The organism is Pseudofrankia inefficax (assembly GCF_000166135.1).
Lineage (GTDB): Bacteria > Actinomycetota > Actinomycetes > Frankiales > Frankiaceae > Pseudofrankia > Pseudofrankia inefficax.
This window is the reverse complement of record NC_014666.1, coordinates 8,478,585-8,496,151: the sequence shown is the minus strand read 5'-3', so window position 1 is coordinate 8,496,151 and position 17,567 is coordinate 8,478,585. Positions and strand designations below refer to the sequence as shown.

Below are 17,567 nucleotides of genomic sequence, written 5' to 3'. Positions count from 1 at the left end.
ACGTCGCTCGCCGCGTCCTACGCGTCGTCGGGGGGCGTGCGCAGGCGGATGCAACTCCAGCGAACCCGCGACACCGCGCCCGAACTCGCCCTCCGCCGCCGCCTCCACGGGATGGGCCTGCGCTACCGCGTCGACGTCCAGCCTCTCCGCGATCTGCGCCGCCGCGCCGATCTGGTCTTCGGTCCGTCGAAGGTCGCCGTCTTCGTCGACGGTTGCTTCTGGCACGGCTGCCCAGTCCACGGAAACCCCCGCCCTGCCGCGAACACCTGGTACTGGCCCGACAAGATTGCCGGCAACAAAGCTCGCGACACCGACACCGACCGCAGGCTCCAGGAAGCAGGCTGGGCAGTGGTCCGCGTGTGGGAACATGACGACCCGAAAACCGTCGCCGGCCAGGTCGCAGAACTCGTTGCCTCCCGGAGGACCCTGCGCCGGGGCCAGCGCTTGCCGGCCGCGGCGCCCTCGACCTCGGAAGCGGATCGCACGTAAGGACAAACCTGGCAACGAGCCTCTCCTGCTTTCGGCCAGCGTGCCTGCCGCACTCGGCCAGATGTCGCACGTGTGGCACATCGCCAAGCGGGCGGGACTGGTCTGCCGGCTGACGCGCGACGCCGAATCGGGGTGACACCCAGGACGACTGATCACCAGAAATGAACTGCCGTCGCGGCTTCCGAGGAGACGCAGCCGACCGACTGGTGCCAAAGTGCTAGCAGCATCGAGTTTCAAAGAAACCTGCCCGATGGGTGATCAATAGATCACCAATGCGTCCAGACCGTGATGCCATGGGAATTGGTCTGGTCGTGATTCACCAGGGCCGTGGGGTGCGTATCCGCTGGCGCCGAGTAGGACACGCACTCCGGCCTCGTTCAGGACGTCGACGCTGCGTGGGAACGCGGGATGGGCGGCCTGCGCCTTGTTCAAGAAGGGCAATGCGGCGATGGGTAGCCGCTTCCCGATGGCTTCGGTGATGAGGCCGAGGGCGAGGGTGTCGCTGATGCCGAGGGCCCATTTGTTGATGGTGTTGTTGGTGGCGGGGGCGACGAGGATGGCGTCGGGTGGGGGTAGGACGTCGGGTTCGCCGGGCAGTTTGTAGGTGGAGCGGGTCGGGTGGCCGGTGATTTTCTCCAGGGCGGGGAGGTCGTCGTCGAGCCAGCGGGCGGCGGTGGGGGTCAGGATGAGGCAGGTGTCCCAGCCGCGTTCCTGGGCTTGGCTGATCAGGGTGCGGATATGGAGTGCTGGCGGCGCGGCGCAGACGACTGCGTAGAGGACGCTGCCGGGGCTGGTGGGGGTCGTGGTCACGCGGGAACTCCAGCGCGTCGCGCGAGTTCACGCAACCCGCTTCCGCCGGATGGCCCGCGTCGAGCGTGGACGAGAGCCTTGATGACGGTGCGGGCGGCGGGGAGCGTGTGTACCTCCTGTGGGCTGATCTGTTCGGCGTCCAGGAGCATGCGCAGGGCCTGGTCGGTGCGTCCGGCTGCCTGGGCTGAGCCGGCGGTGTCGACGAGGTGGTGGGTGCGTCGTTCTCTGGGGAGCGCTGTGAGCGCTGCGGGGTGGATGCGCTCGGCCGCGTTCAGCGCGGCGAGGTGTTCGCCGAGTTGCGCGAGTACGGAGGCTTCGTAGAGCAGCACGTTGGTCGCGTTGAATCCGGTGAGGCGGATGTTCGCGTCGGGACGGACGTGGTCGGCTGACACGCGGGCTTCGGCGAGCATGTGGCGGGTCAGCGTGAGGTTGCCGGTGTCGGCCGCGGCGACGGCGGCCTTGAGCTGGGTCATTCCTATGGCCGTCCAGCCTTCCTCATCGCGGGTGGCGAGGGTGGCGGCGTGGCGGTCGAGAACGGCCTGGGCGATGGCCGCGCCGGTGGCGCCGTGGCCGATTCCGGTTGCTGCCCAGGTGAGTGCCTGCCCGCAGAGGGCTGCGGTGACCGGGTCGTCCAGGGTCTCGGCGGTGGCCAGGGCCTGGTCGGCCGCGTGCCAGGCCGCGTCGGGGTCCCCGAGCTTCATCAGCGTGATCGAGATGAGGTGGTAGGTCTCGGCCAGGACGTGCGTCGTCGAAGGTTCGCCGGGGTTGGTGGCCGCGGTCGAGCGTGCGTCCGCGAGCAGGCCGGGCAGGAGGCGCTGAAGGTCTTGGTAGTTGGACGCCTGATAGGCGAGGTAGCCGTGGGCAACCCGTCGATTCAGGGCCTGGTTGTTCTGCGGACGGTCATGCGCGACCGGGCTGAGCAGTGCGGCCCGGAGGTCGCCGGACGACATGGCCGAGGCCCGCGAGCCGGCTGCAGTGTCGGACTGTCCGAGCAGGACGTCGAGGGTGACGTCGAGTACCTGGGCTATCTGGACCAGGAGGCTCAGGCGTGGGTCGGCTTGTCGGTCGCCGGCCTCGAACTTCTTCACCCAGGTGACGTGGCGTCCGAGGGCGTCGGCGAACTGCTGTTGGGTGAGGCCTCGGCGGACGCGCCAGGTCCGGACCTGCGCCGCGATCGTGCCCATGTCCATGGACGTGGCTCGCTTTCCCCGGTCGAGCTTTCGTCAGCAAGGTACCCAAAGTGTCTACCTACCGTCTCCGGTCTTGCGCTTACCGTGATGCAGCCGGGCGATGGAGGCGAGGGTGGATCTCGCATCTGATCCGCCGCTGCGCACGGGAGCGGGCCCGTTGTCGCTGGTCCCAGGCCTGTCGTGCATGGAGAAGTGGGAGGTGCCGTGACCGCTGCGCCTACGTCCAGGCTCGCCGACGGCCGTACCGGCTCGCCGGGGTGGCGGCGTCCGTCTTTGGGGGATCCGAAGGTGGTGGACTGCGTCGAGGCGGCCTGGGAGCTGCCAGACGTCGCGGTCGTGCTCAGGGGTTCGCTCAGCGGGGCGACCGTCATTTCCTCCGGTGCGTGGCGGTCGTTTCTCGCGGCGGTCAAGCGCGGTGAGTACGACCAGCTGCCATCCGCCGAGGGACGGCAAACGCAGCCAGCCAACGATCACGTAGAAGGGGATGGCTCGTGACTGATGCCGGGGCGACAGACGAGCAGGCTGCTCGTCTTCGCAACAAGGTCGTCGATGATCTCGTGGCCGACGGGACGATCGCCTCGCCGGCTGTCGAGGCAGCGATGCGACGGGTACCCCGGGAGCTGTTCGCGCCGGGGGCTGAGCTGAGCGCGGTCTATCACCCGTGGAACGGGCTGGTGACGAAGCGGGACGTGGGTGGCCGGTCGTTGAGTTCGCTGTCGGCGCCGCAGGCGCAGGCGCACATGTTGGAGCAGGCCCGGATCGAGCCGGGGATGAACGTCCTGGAAGTTGGCTCCGGTGGGATGAACGCCGCCTACCTGGCCGAGCTGGTCGGGCCGTCTGGCCGGGTCGTGACCGTCGATATCGACGAGTTCGTCACCGGTCGGGCCGCGCGGTTCCTCGCTCAGGCCGGCTACCCGGACGTGCACGTGGTGCTTGCCGACGCCGAGGCCGGTGTGGCGGAGTTCGCCCCCTTTGACCGGGTGCTGGTCACGGTCGGGGCGTGGGATATCCCGCCGGCCTGGCGGGATCAGCTGGTCGAGGGCGGGCGGCTGGTCGTGCCGTTGCAGGTCATGGGTCTCATGCGCACCGTGGCGTTCGAGAAGGCCAGCGACCTGCTGGTCTCCGACTCGGCGAAGCAGTTCGGGTTCGTCCCGATGCAGGGAGCTGGCGCGCATCACAGCTTCGAGCTGCCCTTGGCCGGGGGAGCGGTGACGCTGATCTTCGACGAAGGCGCGCCGGCGGATCCGGCGGCGCTGGCCTGCGTGCTCGATTCGGAGCCGCTGGTGGTCGACAGCGGCGCGGGCCTTCGGATGGGCGAGCCGTGGGCGACGATGCAGATGTGGCTGGCCACAGCGCTGCCGGGCTTCTGCCGGCTGAGCGTTGACGGCGAGCGGAACGAGGCCGCGACGCGGCCTTTGCCCAGCCGGGCCATTGGGTTCGCGGTCGTCCAAGCCGGCAGCGCCGCCTACGTCGTGACCCGCCGGCTCGACGGCGGCGACTTCACCCTCGATGTCTACGCCCACGGGCCGAACGCCGCGGGTCTCGCCGTGACCGTCGCCGAGCAGGTGCGTATCTGGGACCGGGACCATCGTGGCGGCCCGGGACCGCGCTACCTCGTCGTTTCGGCCGCGACCCCGGACGCCGAGCTTCCGGCGGGGGACCGCGTCATCGACAAGATCCACAGCCGGATCGTCCTGTCCTGGCCCCGTCCGGCGGACTCCCTTACGGGCCAGGACACCGCTCACCAACCCCTCCCACTGTAAGGAGCTGATCTTCATGACCTTCCAGCCCTCCGGCGGCGCCACCGCGCTGCTCGACCGGCCCGTGGACGAGGACGAGTTCACCCTCGACGTCCGGGTCATCCTCTCCGCCCGGTCGCCGCTGAGCGGCGACTGCCCGACCAATGACGGTTGCGGTGAGACCTGCAAGGACGGCGCGAGCGCCTGTCAGTCGGTGGCCAACAACGTGTTCTGACCGGTGAGGTTCCCGGCCGCTGGCACGCCGGCGGCCGGGCCTCGGCGAAAGGCGAAGTGATGGCGACGGGGGCGGCAGAGCTGTCCTGGAGCCCGGTCGGGCTGTTGCGGATCACGACCGAACCAGGAGGGCTTGATCTCCCGGAATCCCTGGATCTGTCCCCCACTGCTCCCGTCGGCCCGCTTCTCGTGTGGCTGACGACGACCTGGAAGCGCGCGGAGATCCGTGAGGCTTTGGTCTCCGCGAGTCCCGCGCTGTGCGCGCAGATCGAGACGGTCCTCGCCGACAGCGGAGCGGCTCCCGCCCGCGTCCGGCGGGTGGCGGCGTCGCTGGCGTCGTACCTGCTTCGCTGGCAGCGTCGGCAGACGCCGTTCGGCCTGTTCGCCGGGGTCGGCCCCGCGCGGTTCGAGAGCGCGGCGGCGAAGGTTCGCTGCGGCACTGGCCACCGGTACGCGGTCCGGGCGGATGCTGGCTGGCTCGGTGAGGTGACCGCTCGGCTCGGGCCGTGCCCCGAGCTGGCTGCCCGGATACCGGTCGTGGCCTGCAATGCCATCGTCCGGCGAGGTGGCCGCCTGGTCGCTCCCGGAACCGCGCCGGACGCAGGCCCGCCCGGGGAGGCGGCGCTGGAGGTTTCTGTCCGGGCGACCGGCCCCGTGGTCTTCGCTCTTGACGCGGCGACCGCCCCGGTTCCGCTCGACGAGCTTCGCGAGCTGCTCGCGTCCCGGTTCCCGGCCGCCAGCGCTGACCAGCTAGATGGGGTCCTTCGCGGCCTGGTCGGCAACCGGTTTCTGATCAGCGCGCTGCGGGTTCCGATTAGCGAACCGGACGCGCTGCGCGCCGTCTGCCAGGTCCTCCAGGACGTTGATGCGGCGGCCATCGCCGAGGTCGCGGACCTGGTCGGCGAGCTGTACGCGATCCGCGACGCCTTGCCCGCGGACCCGGTCGACACCGTCCCGGCCGGGGTCAGTGCACGAATGATCGCCCAGGCCCCGGCGGCGCGGTCACCGCTGCTGATCGACACGGTCGCCGACTGTGAGGCCGAGATCCCGCCCGCGGTCGCTCGCGAGATCCGGGACGCCGTGACCGTGCTCTATCGCCTTTCGCCCCACCCGTTCGGGCATCCGGCCTGGCGGGAGTACCACAACGCGTTCCGCGCCCGCTACGGCACGGGCGCCCTGGTCCCGGTCCTCGACCTGGTCGCGGACAGCGGCTTGGGGTTGCCGGCCGGGTTCCTCGGCTCGGCGCGTGAGACGCCGCCACGCCAGCTGAGTGAACGTGACGAAAAGGTGATGGCGCTCGTCCAGGAGGCGATGGCCAGCGGCGGTGAACTGCTCGTGACCGACGCGGTGATTGCCGGGCTGTGCGCGGACAGTGGTGCTGGTCCGGTGCTGCCGCCGCGTACTGAGGTGGCCTTCGAGATCCACGCGTGGACCGTCGCGCAGCTCCAGGCCGGCCGGTTCACGCTGGAGGTCACTGGCACCCCCCGCCCGGCGAGCAGCATGGCCGCACGACACGCTTACCTGCTGCCACCGGAAGAGTTCGCGGCGGTTCGTCGGACGTTCGAGCCGGGCGAGCCGGGGCTGGTGGCGGCGCAGTTGTCGTTCGCACCGCGTCGCCAGCGCAGCGAGAACGTCACCCGCAATGGTCGGTGGAGCCCGAAACTGATTTCCCTCGCTGAGCATCGGCGGCCTGGCGCAGATGTGATCGACCTGTCGGACCTGGCAGTCACAGCCGATGACCAGGGCTTCGACCTGATCCAGCTCTCGACCGGCGATCGGGTCGCGCCCCTGGTGCCGAACGCGCTGGAGGCCAGCGTCCATACGCCGCCTCTAGCCCGGTTCCTCGCCGAGGTGTCGATCGCTACGTGTGCGATGTACGGGTCGTTCTCCTTCGGAGCCGCGTCCCGCCTGCCGTACCTGCCGCGGGTCCGCTACCGGCGCACGATCCTGTCCCCGGCCCGCTGGCTGCTCGACGCCGCCCAGCTCCCCGGGCGCCGCGCCGCTCCCGCCGAGTGGGAGCAGGCCCTGGCCGGCTGGCGCGCGCACTGGCAGGTCCCGGACCACGTCGCACTTGTCGAGCACGATCGGCGCCAGCCCGTCGACTTGCGACACCCGGCCCACCGGCACCTATTGCGCAGTCGTCTCCAAAGCGCTCGACGGCTGGAACTGCGCGAGACCGCGCCGCCCGAGCAACTCGGCTGGATCGGGCGCGCCCACGAACTCCTCTTACCCCTGACCCGCGTCGAACGGGACGTCGTTCCAGTCTCGCGCAAGCGTCCATCGTCGCGGCCCGTACTGGCTGCCGCCCTTCGCCTTCCGGCGGCCTCATCGGTCGTCGCGGCCCGGCTGTACGCCCATCCGGAACGGTTCGACGACATACTCGCCGATCATCTCCCCCGCCTGCTTCGCCGGCTCTCTGGCGACCCGGCGTGGTGGTTCCATCGGTATCGCAACCTGCAAGACCATCAGGGTGACCAGTACCTGGCGCTGTTCGTGGACGTCGGTGAACCAGGCGCCTATGCGGCAGCCGCAGGCCAGCTCGCGGACTGGGCCGAAGAACTGGACCGTGAGAGGCTGGCCGCGCAGCTGACCTTCGCCAGCTGGCAGCCACCCACTGGCCGTTACGGTCACGGCGCCGCGCTCGATGCCGCCCTGGGCGCATTCAGGGCCGACTCGGCCGCCGCGCTCGCCCAGATCCGCGCCGCCCGCACCGGGACAGATCCCCAGGCGCTGACGGCGCTGAGCTTCCTCGACCTCGCCTCGGCGTTCGCCGGCGACGCGGCCACCGGGCGGGAGTGGCTGTTGGACACGGTGCCCCAGAGCCACGGCCCTCTCGATCGAGCTCTTCGCTGCCAGGTCATCGCGCTCGCCGAGGGACCCGGACCACTCGCTGAGATGCCCGCGGGCCGTGCGGTGACCGCCGCCTGGCAGGACCGCGCCGCCGCGCTTACCACCTACGCCAGAGAGCTGGTGTCCCAGCGTGAGCCCGCTGGCGTGCTCGGGCCGCTGCTGCACCTGCACCACCTGCGGACGGTCGGCGCCGACCCCGACGCCGAGCGCGTCACGGGCCGCCTCGCCCGAGCGCTGGCACTGCACGCCCAGGCCATCCATGCGAACGGCTGACACCACGGCCTCTGGGCTCCCGTCCCCGGCCGACCTCGCGTCCGAGGCTGAACGTCACCTCCACGAGATCGGCGCCGTGCCGCCGCGAACCGCGGACGCCCTGGCCACCGGAGCGGCGTTGGCTAACGGCACCGCCGGCATCGCGCTGGCACACATCGAACGCGCCCGCGCCGGCCTCGAAAGCTGGCACCGAGCCCACCAGTGGATTTGTGCCGTTGCCGCCGAGCCCGCCAGCGACCACGACACCGCCGGGCTCTACTTCGGAGCGCCGGCCCTGACGTTCATCCTCAATGCCGCAGCCGGTCCTACCGACCGCTACCAGGCAGGGCTCGCAGACCTCGACGCCGCCGTCACCCGGCTCGCGCACCGCCGTGCCGCCCAAGCCCTCGCCCGCATCCAGTCCGGCCGGCTCGCGTCGTTCGCCGAGTACGACGTCTTCGGCGGTCTGACCGGGCTCGGTGCCCTTCTCCTACGCCGAGCCCCAACCCACAGCGCGACCGAACAGGCCCTGACCGCCCTCGTCGCACTGACCAGACCGCTGACCGTAGACGGCGAAACGCTGCCCGGCTGGTGGGTCGACCACGACCCCCACCGCCGACACACCCCAGCGTTCCGCGGCGGCCACGGCAACCTCGGCGCCGCCCACGGGATCACCGGTCCGCTTGCCCTGCTCAGCCTCGCCGCCCGCAACGGCACCGTCGTCGACGGACAGCTCGACGCGATCGCCACCGTCTGCGATTGGCTCGACGGCTGGCAGCAAGACGACTCCGCCGGTCCATGGTGGCCCGAACATCTCGCCCTCGACGAGCTCCGCACCGGGCGCTGCGCCCAACCTCGCCCGGCCCGCCCCAGCTGGTGCTACGGCACGCCCGGCATCACCCGCGCCGGCCAGCTCGCCGCCCTCGCCCTTGGCGACCGCCACCGCCAAGCGGCCTACGAACAGGCCCTGCTCGCCTGCCTCGACGACCCCACCCAACAGGCCCGCCTCGTAGACCCCGGCCTCTGCCACGGCCAGGCCGGCCTCTTCCAAACCGTCTGGCGAGCCGCCACCGATGCCACGACCGGCGATTTGCGCGCCCGACTACCGGCACACGCCGCCCGTCTCCTGCGAACCGCTCGAACCGCGGACCAGACCGACCCGGGGTTCCTGACCGGCGGCGCCGGCATCGCGCTGGCGCTGCACACCGCAGCCACGAACACAGCCCCGCTGTCGGGATGGGACACATGCCTTCTGATCAACTAGCCCATCCGGCCACCACCGAGCACGCGATCCTCCGGGTCCTCAGCGGCGACGCAATCCTGGCCACAGCCACCAGGTCGGGCCTAGACCCCGACGACCTGGCCGCCGCGACCGAGATCTACCGCACAGCCGGCCGCCGGGCCCTCGCCGCGCACCGCGACACCGCCTGGCGCCAGATCTACCTGCGGTTCTCTGACTGGCAGCACGCCGACCAGGTCGCGGCAGCCCACCTGGTCCGGATCCTGGACGACGCCGAACGGCACGGCCAGATCAGCACCTGGTGGTTCATGCGGAAACACCCCTGCTGGCGCCTACGGCTCCACCCGACCCGGCCGGGCCCGCCCGCCACGATCGAGGCGGCCCTCGACCAACTCGTCGCGGACGGACATTTGGACGCCTGGCGGCCTGGGGTCTACGAACCGGAAACCGCCGCGTTCGGTGGCGGCATAGCCATGGACATCGCGCATGCCCTCTTCGCCGCCGACAGCCGGGGCGCGCTCGATCTAGCCATCACGGACGGCCCTGGCGTCGGGCGACGCGAGTTGTCGCTCCTGCTCCTCAGCGCGCTACTGCGCGGCGCCGGCCTGGAGTGGTATGAGCGCGGAGACCTGTTCGACCGCGTCTGCACCGAACGAGCCCTACCTCGCGAGGTGCCCGCTGAGAAGATCGCCGATCTCAGCGAAACCCTGGCCACCCTGCTGCGCGCCGACACCAGACCCGACGGGCCACTGTTCGGCCCCGGCGGGCCTGTCGCCTCCCAAGCCCGCTGGGCCGAGGCATGCGCTACGGCCGGCCGGGCACTCGCGGACGCTAACCGGAGCGGACTCCTACACCGCGGACTGCGCGACGTCCTCAGCTACCACGCCATCTTCCACTGGAACCGACTCGGCCTACCTACCCGAACCCAGGCGCTCCTGGCGCACGCCGCCCGCCAAGCCATCCTCGGCCCGAGGGGCATGTGACTGGAGATGGACCGGACTGGATCTACGCCATTGACCTTGCGATGATCCGCAAAGCGGCGGAGATGACCTAGTCCGAGGTCGCCAAGAAGCTCGGAGTCGCCAGGCCGCCGTCTCTCGCCTCGAAAGCAGGGAAGACATGCTCCTGTCCACGCTGTACGACTAGCCCACCGCCACCAGCGCCTTCTGACTGGTCAGGTGGCTTGGTCTCGGATCGGGCGCCGCGCCCTCGCGCGTCGAATTTCCCTTTGAGGAAACAGGCTAAATCTGGGTATCCGTACGCGGAATCCGGCCTGAGCGCCGGATTGGAGGGATCGCCAATGCCGGGTCGCCCACCCTGGGTAGGTGGCGACATCTGACGTACCCGACACCTCAGACACGAACCAGGTACCGGCGCAGCGCGATCCCACCCCGGCCACCACCCCAGCCGAGAGCCTGGAAGACCAGCCCAGCGGCAGCGCACCGGACCCGGAGGTCCGAGCGACGATCCCGCATGATCCTGTCCTTACCTACGGGAAGGAGGACGACGACACCAGCAGTGCCTGGCGCAAGCACGAGAAAACGATGGAACGTACCGGGGTACGCACCATGGTCAAACGGCTCCCGGGCCTGCTCCGGCTGGCCTGGTCGCTCGCCTGGGAGGCTGATCGGAACGGTCTGATCGCGTTGGTGACGGTCCGCGTTGTCGCGGGACTCGTCGAGGCCGCCGGCCTGCTCGCGGTGGCCGGCGCGCTTGGCGGGCTGCTCACCGCCGGCCCGACGCCGGACCGGGTCCGCCACGCACTGCCAGCGCTCGCCCTGATCCTCGCCGCAGGGCTCGTCCGGACCGCGCTGTCGTTGGTGGAGAACCTGCTGCGCGCCAGGTTCGGGCCCCGGATCGACCGGGTGTGCGTGGTCCGGTTGCTCGACCTTGCCACCACGACGTCGGTCATGGCATTCGACGATCCCCGCTTCGTGGACGACCTGGAAGCCGCCGAGCGGGGCGCCGTCAGCGGCCGCCAGCTCGTCGACAATGCCACCACCGTCTTCACCTCGGTGGTCCGGCTCGTGGCCGCGGCGGGCGTCCTCGGCGTCCTGCACCCGCTGCTGGTGCCGCTGTTGATCCTCTCGATTCTCCCGGACGGTTGGGCGACTGCCCGCTCGGCCCGGCTGGCCTACGCGTCCTGGCTGGGCCGTATCCGCCTCGTGCGCCGCCAGTTCATGTTGCGCTACTACATGATCGACCGGGACTCGGCGGCCGAGATTCGCTCGTTCGGGCTCGGTCGCTTCCTGCTCGACGAGTATTCCGTGATCGCCCGCGGAAACGAGGCCGAGGCGCTGCGGGTCGGGCGTGGCCAGGCACGCTACCGGCTAGTCGGCGAGAGCGTCGCCGGGCTCGCGTTAGGCGCCGTCTACGGCACGCTGGTCGTGCTGCTCGATACCGGGGTGATGCCACTCGCCGCCGCCGGCGCGGCAGTGCTCGCGATTCGCAACGGACGCGGCGCCCTGTCGACGGCGCTGACCAGCCTGAACGACGCGTACGAGAACTTCCTTTACTTCGACGAGTACCAGGCATGGATTCTGGAGGCGACCCGCCGGATTCCGCCGCCGCGGTCGCTGGCTGCCCCGGTCAGCCCGGACGTCATTCGCGTCGACGGCGTCACCTACACCTATCCGCACACGGAGACGACCGCGTTGCGGGGTGTCTCCGTCGAGCTGCGCCGGGGCCAGGTCGTCGCTTTCGTCGGCGCCAACGGCAGCGGGAAATCCACCCTGGCCAAGGTTCTCGCCGGCCTCTACGTGCCCGACAGTGGCACTGTGCGCTGGGACGGCGTCGATCTCGCCGGCGTCGACCCGGACAGCGTCCGCGACCGAGTCGGCCTCATTCCGCAGGCCTACACCCGGTGGCCGATGTCGGCCCGGTTGAACATCGCCGTCGGCCGGGTGGCCCGGCTGGCGACCGACGGCCCGGACAGTGTCATCGCGGCGGCCGCCGCCACCGGGGCCGACGAGGTCATCGACAAGCTGCCGCACGGCTACGACACCTCGCTGGCCCGCCAGTACAACTCGGGCCATGACCTCTCCGGCGGCCAGTGGCAGCGCATCGCCTGCGCGCGGGCTGTCTACCGGGACGCACCCATTCTCATCGCCGACGAACCGTCGGCGGCCCTCGACGCCCGGGCCGAGCAGGCATTGTTCGACCTGATCCAAAGCCTCGGTAAGGATCGTATCGTCCTGCTGATCACGCACCGCCTCGCCAGCGTCCGCACCGCCGACCGCATCTACGTTCTCGACGACGGGCTGGTCGCCGACGAGGGCACCCACGCCGAGCTGATGAACCGACCCGGCATCTATCCGGACCTGTTCACCCTGCAGGCCCGCCAGTTCGTCGACACCATCCCGGTCGACTGATCGCGGCCGACCACTCAAGGTGTGCCGCACTTCTTCTGCCAGCTCAAGCCGCCGCGCTTCACCTCCTCGTCACCCGCGGGGACTGCGCGCCGGAGCGATTCCCGAAGATCTCGGCGGCAGGCTGCACGAGGCCACCCGTGCCGCAGCGCAGCTGCTCAACCGAACCCTGCCGACAGGCGGCGGGTGATTGGCCGGCTATCCCGGCCTCGCTTGGGTCGCCGTCGTACCGCTTGCCGTGGTGGCTGTGCCACGTCGCGCGAGAACGGTCCCTTGACGACAGGTGCGCGGGTTGCAACGCCTGTGAACAACCGGGCGCGGCCGGCCGCATTCGTACATATCCTGATGTAATGAACGAACGAACGGATGTGGTGGATCGACGGACGGTCTGCGCCTACCCCGGCTGCGACGAGCCGGCCGCGCCGCCGCCCGCGACCGGCGGACCGGCGCCGCGGTACTGCGCCCGACCGGACCACACCGCGCAGACGGCGTTCCGCGCCCGCCGGGCCCGCAAGGCGCCCGTCGGCGCGCAGCCCGAGTCGGCCGAGACCGGTCACCGGCCGGCGAGTCTCGCGGGTGCGTCCCTGCGGGCCACGGTCGACCGGCTCGCCGAACTGCTCGGAGAGTTCGAAGCCACCGCCGGTATGGCACGGGAGCTGCTGGGGACCGCGACCGACCCGGAAGCCGTCGCCGCCGAACTCACCGCGGTGCGGGCCGAGGCGCTGAAGACGGTTGCGGACGCGGAGGTCAGCCTCGCTGGCGAGCAGCAGGCCCGGCTGACCGCCGAGGACGCCGCGACCGAAATGCAGACCGAGCTGGAACGCGCCCGCGCTGACGCCACCCAGGCTCGCCAGGAAGCGGCCGGGGCCGCGACCCACGCGGCGGAACAGGCACGGCGGGCGCAGGAAGCCGCCGAACGCGCCGCCGACGCCGTCCGACGGGCGCAGGTCGCGGACGCCGCCCGCACGGCCGCCGAGGCCGGACGTGACCAGGCGCAACGCGCGGCCGAGGCGGCCATCCACCGCGCCGAGATCGCCGAGACCGAGGCCGCGCACCTACGGACCAGCCTCGACCGCGCCATGCAACGCGTCACCGCCGCCGAGACCGGCCGCGACAAGGCCTACCAGGCACGCACGGACGCCGACCGACAACTCCTCTCCGCCCGCGCGGACGAGTCCGCCGCCCGCCAGACCGCCGAGATCGCCCAGCTACGCGCCACCACGACCGAGCAGCTCCTGGCCGCCGCCCGCGAAACCGCCGCCGCCCAGCAGGCCCGCGCAGACCAAGCCGTCACCCACCTGGAAGCCGCCCGCACCGAAGTCCGCGACGCCATCGACCGCGCCGCCGCGCCGCTCGTGCCGACGCCGCCCGCCAGACCGCCGAACAGGCACGGGACGACGCCCTCGACCAACTCGCCACGATCAACCAGCAGGTGAATCCGGAGGGCGTCGATGAGCCGCCAGGCGTGCCGAGTTCCTAACCGCGTCTCCTTTTAGTTCACGGCGAGGCGGTAGGCGAGGAGGTCGCAGTGGCCGGCCATGACGATGGTGACGGTCTCGGCAGGGGATTCGTCGGCGAAGTAGGTCCGGCTCATCTATCCGGCGGATGCCGATCTGGCTGCCTATACAGTACGGACCTTTTAGCTGCCGGCTACACTTACGGGCTGGCCGTCACCGACGACCCACGGCAGCTCGCACAGCGCGCGCTCGCGCTAGGCGACGACCACCCATCTGGCTCGTGCGGGGAATCGAAGATATTTATCGGCTGGGGTCTAAAGGCATCGCCAAAATGATAGGTGGGCATATTCCCTCGGTCGTCAATATAATGCGCGAAATCCGGGTAAGTATGCGAATTCTAGCATCGGGCGCGCGATTTTCGCGGCAGGCATTAGCGGTTCATTTGAGCGGCGAGGATCGAGGCCCAATGCGCTCGAATCTCCCCCGCCCAAGCTGGATCCACATCGAATGCAAACGCGAGAAGGCCATTCACATGGTTAATAAGGCCCGCCGTCGACGCAAACTTGCGATGCCTCCGATGCGTCGCGAGCCCGAAATTCTCGACGCCGCGTATGTGCGTTTGGACACGTTGCCGAAACTCGCGCGTTAGACGTACCCTGTCACCGTCAACCAGAAGGCCGAGAACGATATGTCGCCCTCCGGGTGGGACGACTTGTGTCTTGCCACGATGCGGCGTCAATCCGTGGGCCAATAGAGCGTCCCTCGCAATCTCTATGAGAGCGTCTGCGTCCCGTCTGGTGAAACTTTCTCCAGCCGAAAAGACGATGTCATCGGCGTAGCGCGTGTATACCAGACCACAGCTCTCAGCCAAGGACGACAGAATTTCATCGCAGGCAAAGAAGGAGATGTTTGCGAGTACGCCGCTTGTTGGCGCACCTTGAGGAAGAATTCCTAGATTTGCCGTACTGTAGGACTCTATGACGCGATCGCGTCGGACCGGATGAATATGAGGAGATCCCGGGACCGGTCGAGTACATATCCTCGACAGTTCGAACGCAACGAGGCTGCTGTAACCTACATTCTGGAAGATCTTATAGATCGCGCGTTCATCGATAGAATGGAAAAAATTGTGGACGTCCATTTTAACAAGCCACGAAGCGCCGACATGCCGTCGCGCGCAGGCGGCGACTGAATTCCCTTTGCCGTATGCCGCGCTGGCCGGGTGAACAGTCAGACGACCGACGATATTTTCCAAAATCCAACGCTGAACAGACATCAGGACCGGATCTGGAGCCGATATCAGGCGCATCGGGCGTCCGTTGGCGCGTGACCGCAAGATTTCCGTATAGGGATCGCGCTTCCTTTGAACTATCTCGCGTAGATAAATATACGTCGCGCCAGTCTGGTGGGCGAGATGCTTGAGCGTCAATACGGATGTCAAGCCCCGGCCTTCGACTCGATCCGCCTCGGCGACGGCCCGCCGGAGGAGTTCCGGATCATGTCCCTGCTGGAGCCCGCGTAGCCGGTAGGCGTGAGGGGAGTCGATGACCATCTACCTTTGGTGAATCCCGCCGGGCTGGTGCTGAACGAGTGCCCAGACGTCGTAGGATAGCGCTCGTTCAGCAGTAGGAGGCGTAGGCGAGAGCTTGATCGAAACGGATGGCGACGCCATCCGCCTTGGAACTCGTAGAGCGTAGCTCTACGGAACCGATCGGCCCGAGAACGTACCTCGGAGCAACTAGATGCCACCAACTCCCCTCAACTGTTGAGGGTAGTACGGATCCATACTACCTTGCAAGGCGAACGTTACGCGACGCGGTTTCATCCGTACCCGAGCCAGCTCGGCCCTACCCTCGTCGGTCAGGTGCCTACGGCCATCGATCAAACCCCAACTTTCGATGGTGGTGATCGCCTGTGTAATTTCGATGATTGACGTAGACAGGAAAGCGGCAAGCTCTTCGTTGGACGTATGTCCACCAGCCATCAGACCGAGCAAATTCAAGTATCGTTTGACGGTCGATTTGTCGGCGCGCCGCAGACCATTTTCAAGGCGCCGATCCGAGATTTTCCCGGGTGCTATTTCAAATTCTGCGCCTTGGCGGTAGCCAATCAGCTCCATCGGGAAGTCGCGAGGAAACTGGCGTCTCGGAAAGAGCGGACTCCAGGGCTGGCTGGGCACGCGTCGTTCTTGCAGCATCACTGCAGGGAGATTATTAGGCACGGTGTGCTGAATTAAGAAGAGCCCCGCGCTTCCTTTGTACCCTAGGGCGTCCCGTTTGCGTCTCTTGCTTGCGTACTGTATGCACAGTTTGGTAACACGCTCTAGCTCGCCTTTCTCCCATTGTGCCTCTGCGAAACTTGCTGCCATCTCGTAGATGTAAACGTCTTTAATCAGCCCGCTTCTTCCGAGTGCCTTGATGGCGAGAGGGGACGCTGCGTAGAGGATAACGTACACTTGCAGGAGACCGTATGACCTCCAACTTCTGATGGAGGGATGTCGAAGCCAACTTTTTACATACGATATTACTTGACTGCCGCTGCCCGAATAGTCATCGACCAAGACCAGTGACCTACACTTGTTCGACCGGAGATCTTCAAGATTTGAAGCCGGCGGAAGAATACCTTGGTGCAGGCCGTTGTCTCTGATTATTTCACGTATCAGGCTGGCCGCGAGCACCTCGCTACCCGGCTCGGCGTTGTAATCTCCATACGGAGTAAAATCTCGGTAGACCATCGGCTTATGTTCTCTCGCATCACCAAAGTCATCTAGGCTCCGAACGGGAAGGACTAGCGCTGGCTTCGGCAGTTCCGGCAATACGCCGTCGAGCAGGGCGAGAGTCCCAGCCCTGACCTCGGTTTCCGACGCGATACGAAGCGCATCGATTAGAATCTGGGCGGTTGGGCGGTCTTCCATCGCGAAGTTTTCGATCCAGGCTTTTCCGCGCGCCGTCTCGCTCGGCTTGCGAAACGATTGCGCCTGCGTGGCCATCACGCGAGTAGCCATGGTGCATGGTAAGGGCTTCGTACCGGAGGGCTCGCTGCTGCATCGCAGCTTCCGACTACGTACCTTAGTGGGCGGTCTAGCATCATGACATTTGCACCCCGCCGGCTCCGGTAGCCGTGCTGCCCGTCTACAACGAGCTCGGCCGCGCTGCCGACCAGTCCCCTGCGCTCCTTCGGTCGAACCATCATCAACTCCAACATCATGCAGATGGTCACGGGGGTCCGGCGGCTTCGCCAGAGTACTTGCGAAGATCGAGGCGCTGCCAGCGGTGGTTGATCAGGTCACGTGTGGCCGCGCGTTTGACCTCGGCCGGACCCGCGTCTGCCGCCGTGCCGGCACCGGACAGTTCCCGGTGACCGACCACCGCCGCAGCGGGGCCTACCGCGTGCACACCGGCGGCATTCTCGCCGCGCTGCGGCGTCACTCCAGGGCGCGCCCGTCGAAGACCAGGCACACGGGAGGCCCCATTGGCCAGCCGGCCCCCGGTGACCAGCCCGCGGCTAAGCGGACCACCCGTCCCAGCCGGCTCAGTCCGGAGGCAGGCGGGGCCGAGGTGGCCCAGCCGGCCGCCGATCGCTACACACGTCGAGCGACACCCACGGCGGTGTCCGCCAGTCTGCCCGCGACGACAGGCAGACGGTGTAGTCCGGGACCCGGCCGAATGCTGTGGTGCTCGGAGATCCGTCTGGCTGGCCGATCCCGATCATCATCCAAGGCGTGCTCGCCTCCACCGCGCTGGACGATACGCAGTGAACACGACGGCGAGGATGCGCTGTCCGGCGACGCCGTTCGGGACGCGCTTCTACTGGCCGGACCGGGCAAACACGGTTGAGCCAAGTCGCTGGCGCCTGCCAGCACGTAGTCGGCCGTCGCCGACGGGCGGGACGGAGAGCGCGGCGCCACCGTCGGCGCGGAGGCGCACAGCATCGATGTG

At 68.5% G+C, this 17,567-nt stretch carries 13 protein-coding genes; 9 read left to right on the top strand and 4 right to left on the bottom strand.

Going from position 1 to position 17,567, the window contains the following annotated elements; translation table 11 throughout:
* The first annotated feature begins 48 nt into the window (after positions 1-48).
* Positions 49-489 (top strand): very short patch repair endonuclease, encoded by a 441-nt coding sequence (locus tag FRAEUI1C_RS34490; protein ID WP_013428031.1) that lies wholly within the window; start codon positions 49-51, stop codon positions 487-489.
* A 258-nt stretch (positions 490-747) separates the two neighbouring features.
* Here FRAEUI1C_RS34490 and FRAEUI1C_RS34485 read toward each other — a convergent pair whose 3' ends face one another.
* The gene (locus tag FRAEUI1C_RS34485) at positions 748-1,299 is read right to left on the bottom strand and encodes a flavoprotein (protein ID WP_013428030.1); all 552 of its coding nucleotides are present in this window, start codon (positions 1,297-1,299) and stop codon (positions 748-750) included.
* The gene (locus tag FRAEUI1C_RS34480; protein ID WP_198318679.1) at positions 1,296-2,483 is read right to left on the bottom strand and encodes a helix-turn-helix domain-containing protein; all 1,188 of its coding nucleotides are present in this window, start codon (positions 2,481-2,483) and stop codon (positions 1,296-1,298) included. The genes FRAEUI1C_RS34485 and FRAEUI1C_RS34480 overlap by 4 nt, the downstream gene beginning before the upstream one ends.
* A 186-nt stretch (positions 2,484-2,669) precedes the next feature.
* On the opposite strand from FRAEUI1C_RS34480, the gene FRAEUI1C_RS34475 reads away from it, so the two are divergent.
* From FRAEUI1C_RS34475 to FRAEUI1C_RS34435, 8 genes are all read left to right on the top strand, one after another.
* Positions 2,670-2,984, top strand: a complete 315-nt coding sequence (locus FRAEUI1C_RS34475; protein ID WP_368411149.1) for a DUF397 domain-containing protein — start codon at positions 2,670-2,672, stop codon at positions 2,982-2,984.
* Complete coding sequence (gene fxlM / locus FRAEUI1C_RS34470; RefSeq protein WP_013428027.1) at positions 2,981-4,252, top strand: methyltransferase, FxLD system; 1,272 nt, start codon at positions 2,981-2,983, stop codon at positions 4,250-4,252. Before FRAEUI1C_RS34475 ends, fxlM begins: the two co-directional genes overlap by 4 nt.
* A 13-nt stretch (positions 4,253-4,265) precedes the next feature.
* Complete coding sequence (locus FRAEUI1C_RS34465) at positions 4,266-4,463, top strand: FxLD family lanthipeptide (protein ID WP_013428026.1); 198 nt, start codon at positions 4,266-4,268, stop codon at positions 4,461-4,463.
* 59 nt (positions 4,464-4,522) lie between these two features.
* Positions 4,523-7,585, top strand: coding sequence for a lantibiotic dehydratase (locus FRAEUI1C_RS34460; RefSeq protein ID WP_013428025.1), 3,063 nt, complete (start codon positions 4,523-4,525; stop codon positions 7,583-7,585).
* On the top strand, positions 7,572-8,828 hold the full coding sequence (locus tag FRAEUI1C_RS34455) for a lanthionine synthetase C family protein (protein WP_013428024.1): 1,257 nt from the start codon (positions 7,572-7,574) through the stop codon (positions 8,826-8,828). The genes FRAEUI1C_RS34460 and FRAEUI1C_RS34455 overlap by 14 nt, the downstream gene beginning before the upstream one ends.
* The gene (locus FRAEUI1C_RS34450) at positions 8,810-9,787 is read left to right on the top strand and encodes a thiopeptide-type bacteriocin biosynthesis protein (protein ID WP_013428023.1); all 978 of its coding nucleotides are present in this window, start codon (positions 8,810-8,812) and stop codon (positions 9,785-9,787) included. Before FRAEUI1C_RS34455 ends, FRAEUI1C_RS34450 begins: the two co-directional genes overlap by 19 nt.
* Positions 9,788-10,129: 342 nt before the next feature.
* Positions 10,130-12,175, top strand: coding sequence for an ABC transporter ATP-binding protein (locus FRAEUI1C_RS34445; RefSeq protein WP_013428022.1), 2,046 nt, complete (start codon positions 10,130-10,132; stop codon positions 12,173-12,175).
* A 347-nt stretch (positions 12,176-12,522) separates the two neighbouring features.
* Positions 12,523-13,608: a coiled-coil domain-containing protein gene (locus FRAEUI1C_RS34435; RefSeq protein WP_013428021.1), complete on the top strand. Its 1,086-nt coding sequence runs from the start codon at positions 12,523-12,525 to the stop codon at positions 13,606-13,608.
* Positions 13,609-14,059: 451 nt separating this feature from the next.
* Here the strand turns inward: FRAEUI1C_RS34435 and FRAEUI1C_RS37895 are convergent, their stop codons facing one another.
* Together FRAEUI1C_RS37895 and FRAEUI1C_RS40000 are read right to left on the bottom strand one after the other, a co-directional pair.
* Positions 14,060-15,181 (bottom strand): reverse transcriptase family protein, encoded by a 1,122-nt coding sequence (locus FRAEUI1C_RS37895; protein WP_083819688.1) that lies wholly within the window; start codon positions 15,179-15,181, stop codon positions 14,060-14,062.
* A 186-nt stretch (positions 15,182-15,367) separates the two neighbouring features.
* The gene (locus tag FRAEUI1C_RS40000) at positions 15,368-16,618 is read right to left on the bottom strand and encodes a phosphoribosyltransferase-like protein (RefSeq protein WP_157735183.1); all 1,251 of its coding nucleotides are present in this window, start codon (positions 16,616-16,618) and stop codon (positions 15,368-15,370) included.
* Positions 16,619-17,567 lie beyond the last annotated feature (949 nt).

Excerpts from the sequence above, each read along its gene's own strand:
- FRAEUI1C_RS34460 (WP_013428025.1), top strand. The coding sequence starts at position 4,523 with ATGGCGACGGGGGCGGCAGAGCTGTCCTGGAGCCCGGTCGGGCTGTTG.
- FRAEUI1C_RS34435 (WP_013428021.1), top strand. The coding sequence starts at position 12,523 with ATGAACGAACGAACGGATGTGGTGGATCGACGGACGGTCTGCGCCTAC.
- FRAEUI1C_RS34455 (WP_013428024.1), top strand. The coding sequence starts at position 7,572 with ATGCGAACGGCTGACACCACGGCCTCTGGGCTCCCGTCCCCGGCCGAC.
- FRAEUI1C_RS40000 (WP_157735183.1), bottom strand. The coding sequence starts at position 16,618 with ATGGCCACGCAGGCGCAATCGTTTCGCAAGCCGAGCGAGACGGCGCGC.
- FRAEUI1C_RS37895 (WP_083819688.1), bottom strand. The coding sequence starts at position 15,181 with ATGGTCATCGACTCCCCTCACGCCTACCGGCTACGCGGGCTCCAGCAG.
- FRAEUI1C_RS34480 (WP_198318679.1), bottom strand. The coding sequence starts at position 2,483 with ATGGGCACGATCGCGGCGCAGGTCCGGACCTGGCGCGTCCGCCGAGGC.
- FRAEUI1C_RS34490 (WP_013428031.1), top strand. The coding sequence starts at position 49 with ATGCAACTCCAGCGAACCCGCGACACCGCGCCCGAACTCGCCCTCCGC.
- FRAEUI1C_RS34450 (WP_013428023.1), top strand. The coding sequence starts at position 8,810 with ATGCCTTCTGATCAACTAGCCCATCCGGCCACCACCGAGCACGCGATC.
- FRAEUI1C_RS34465 (WP_013428026.1), top strand. The coding sequence starts at position 4,266 with ATGACCTTCCAGCCCTCCGGCGGCGCCACCGCGCTGCTCGACCGGCCC.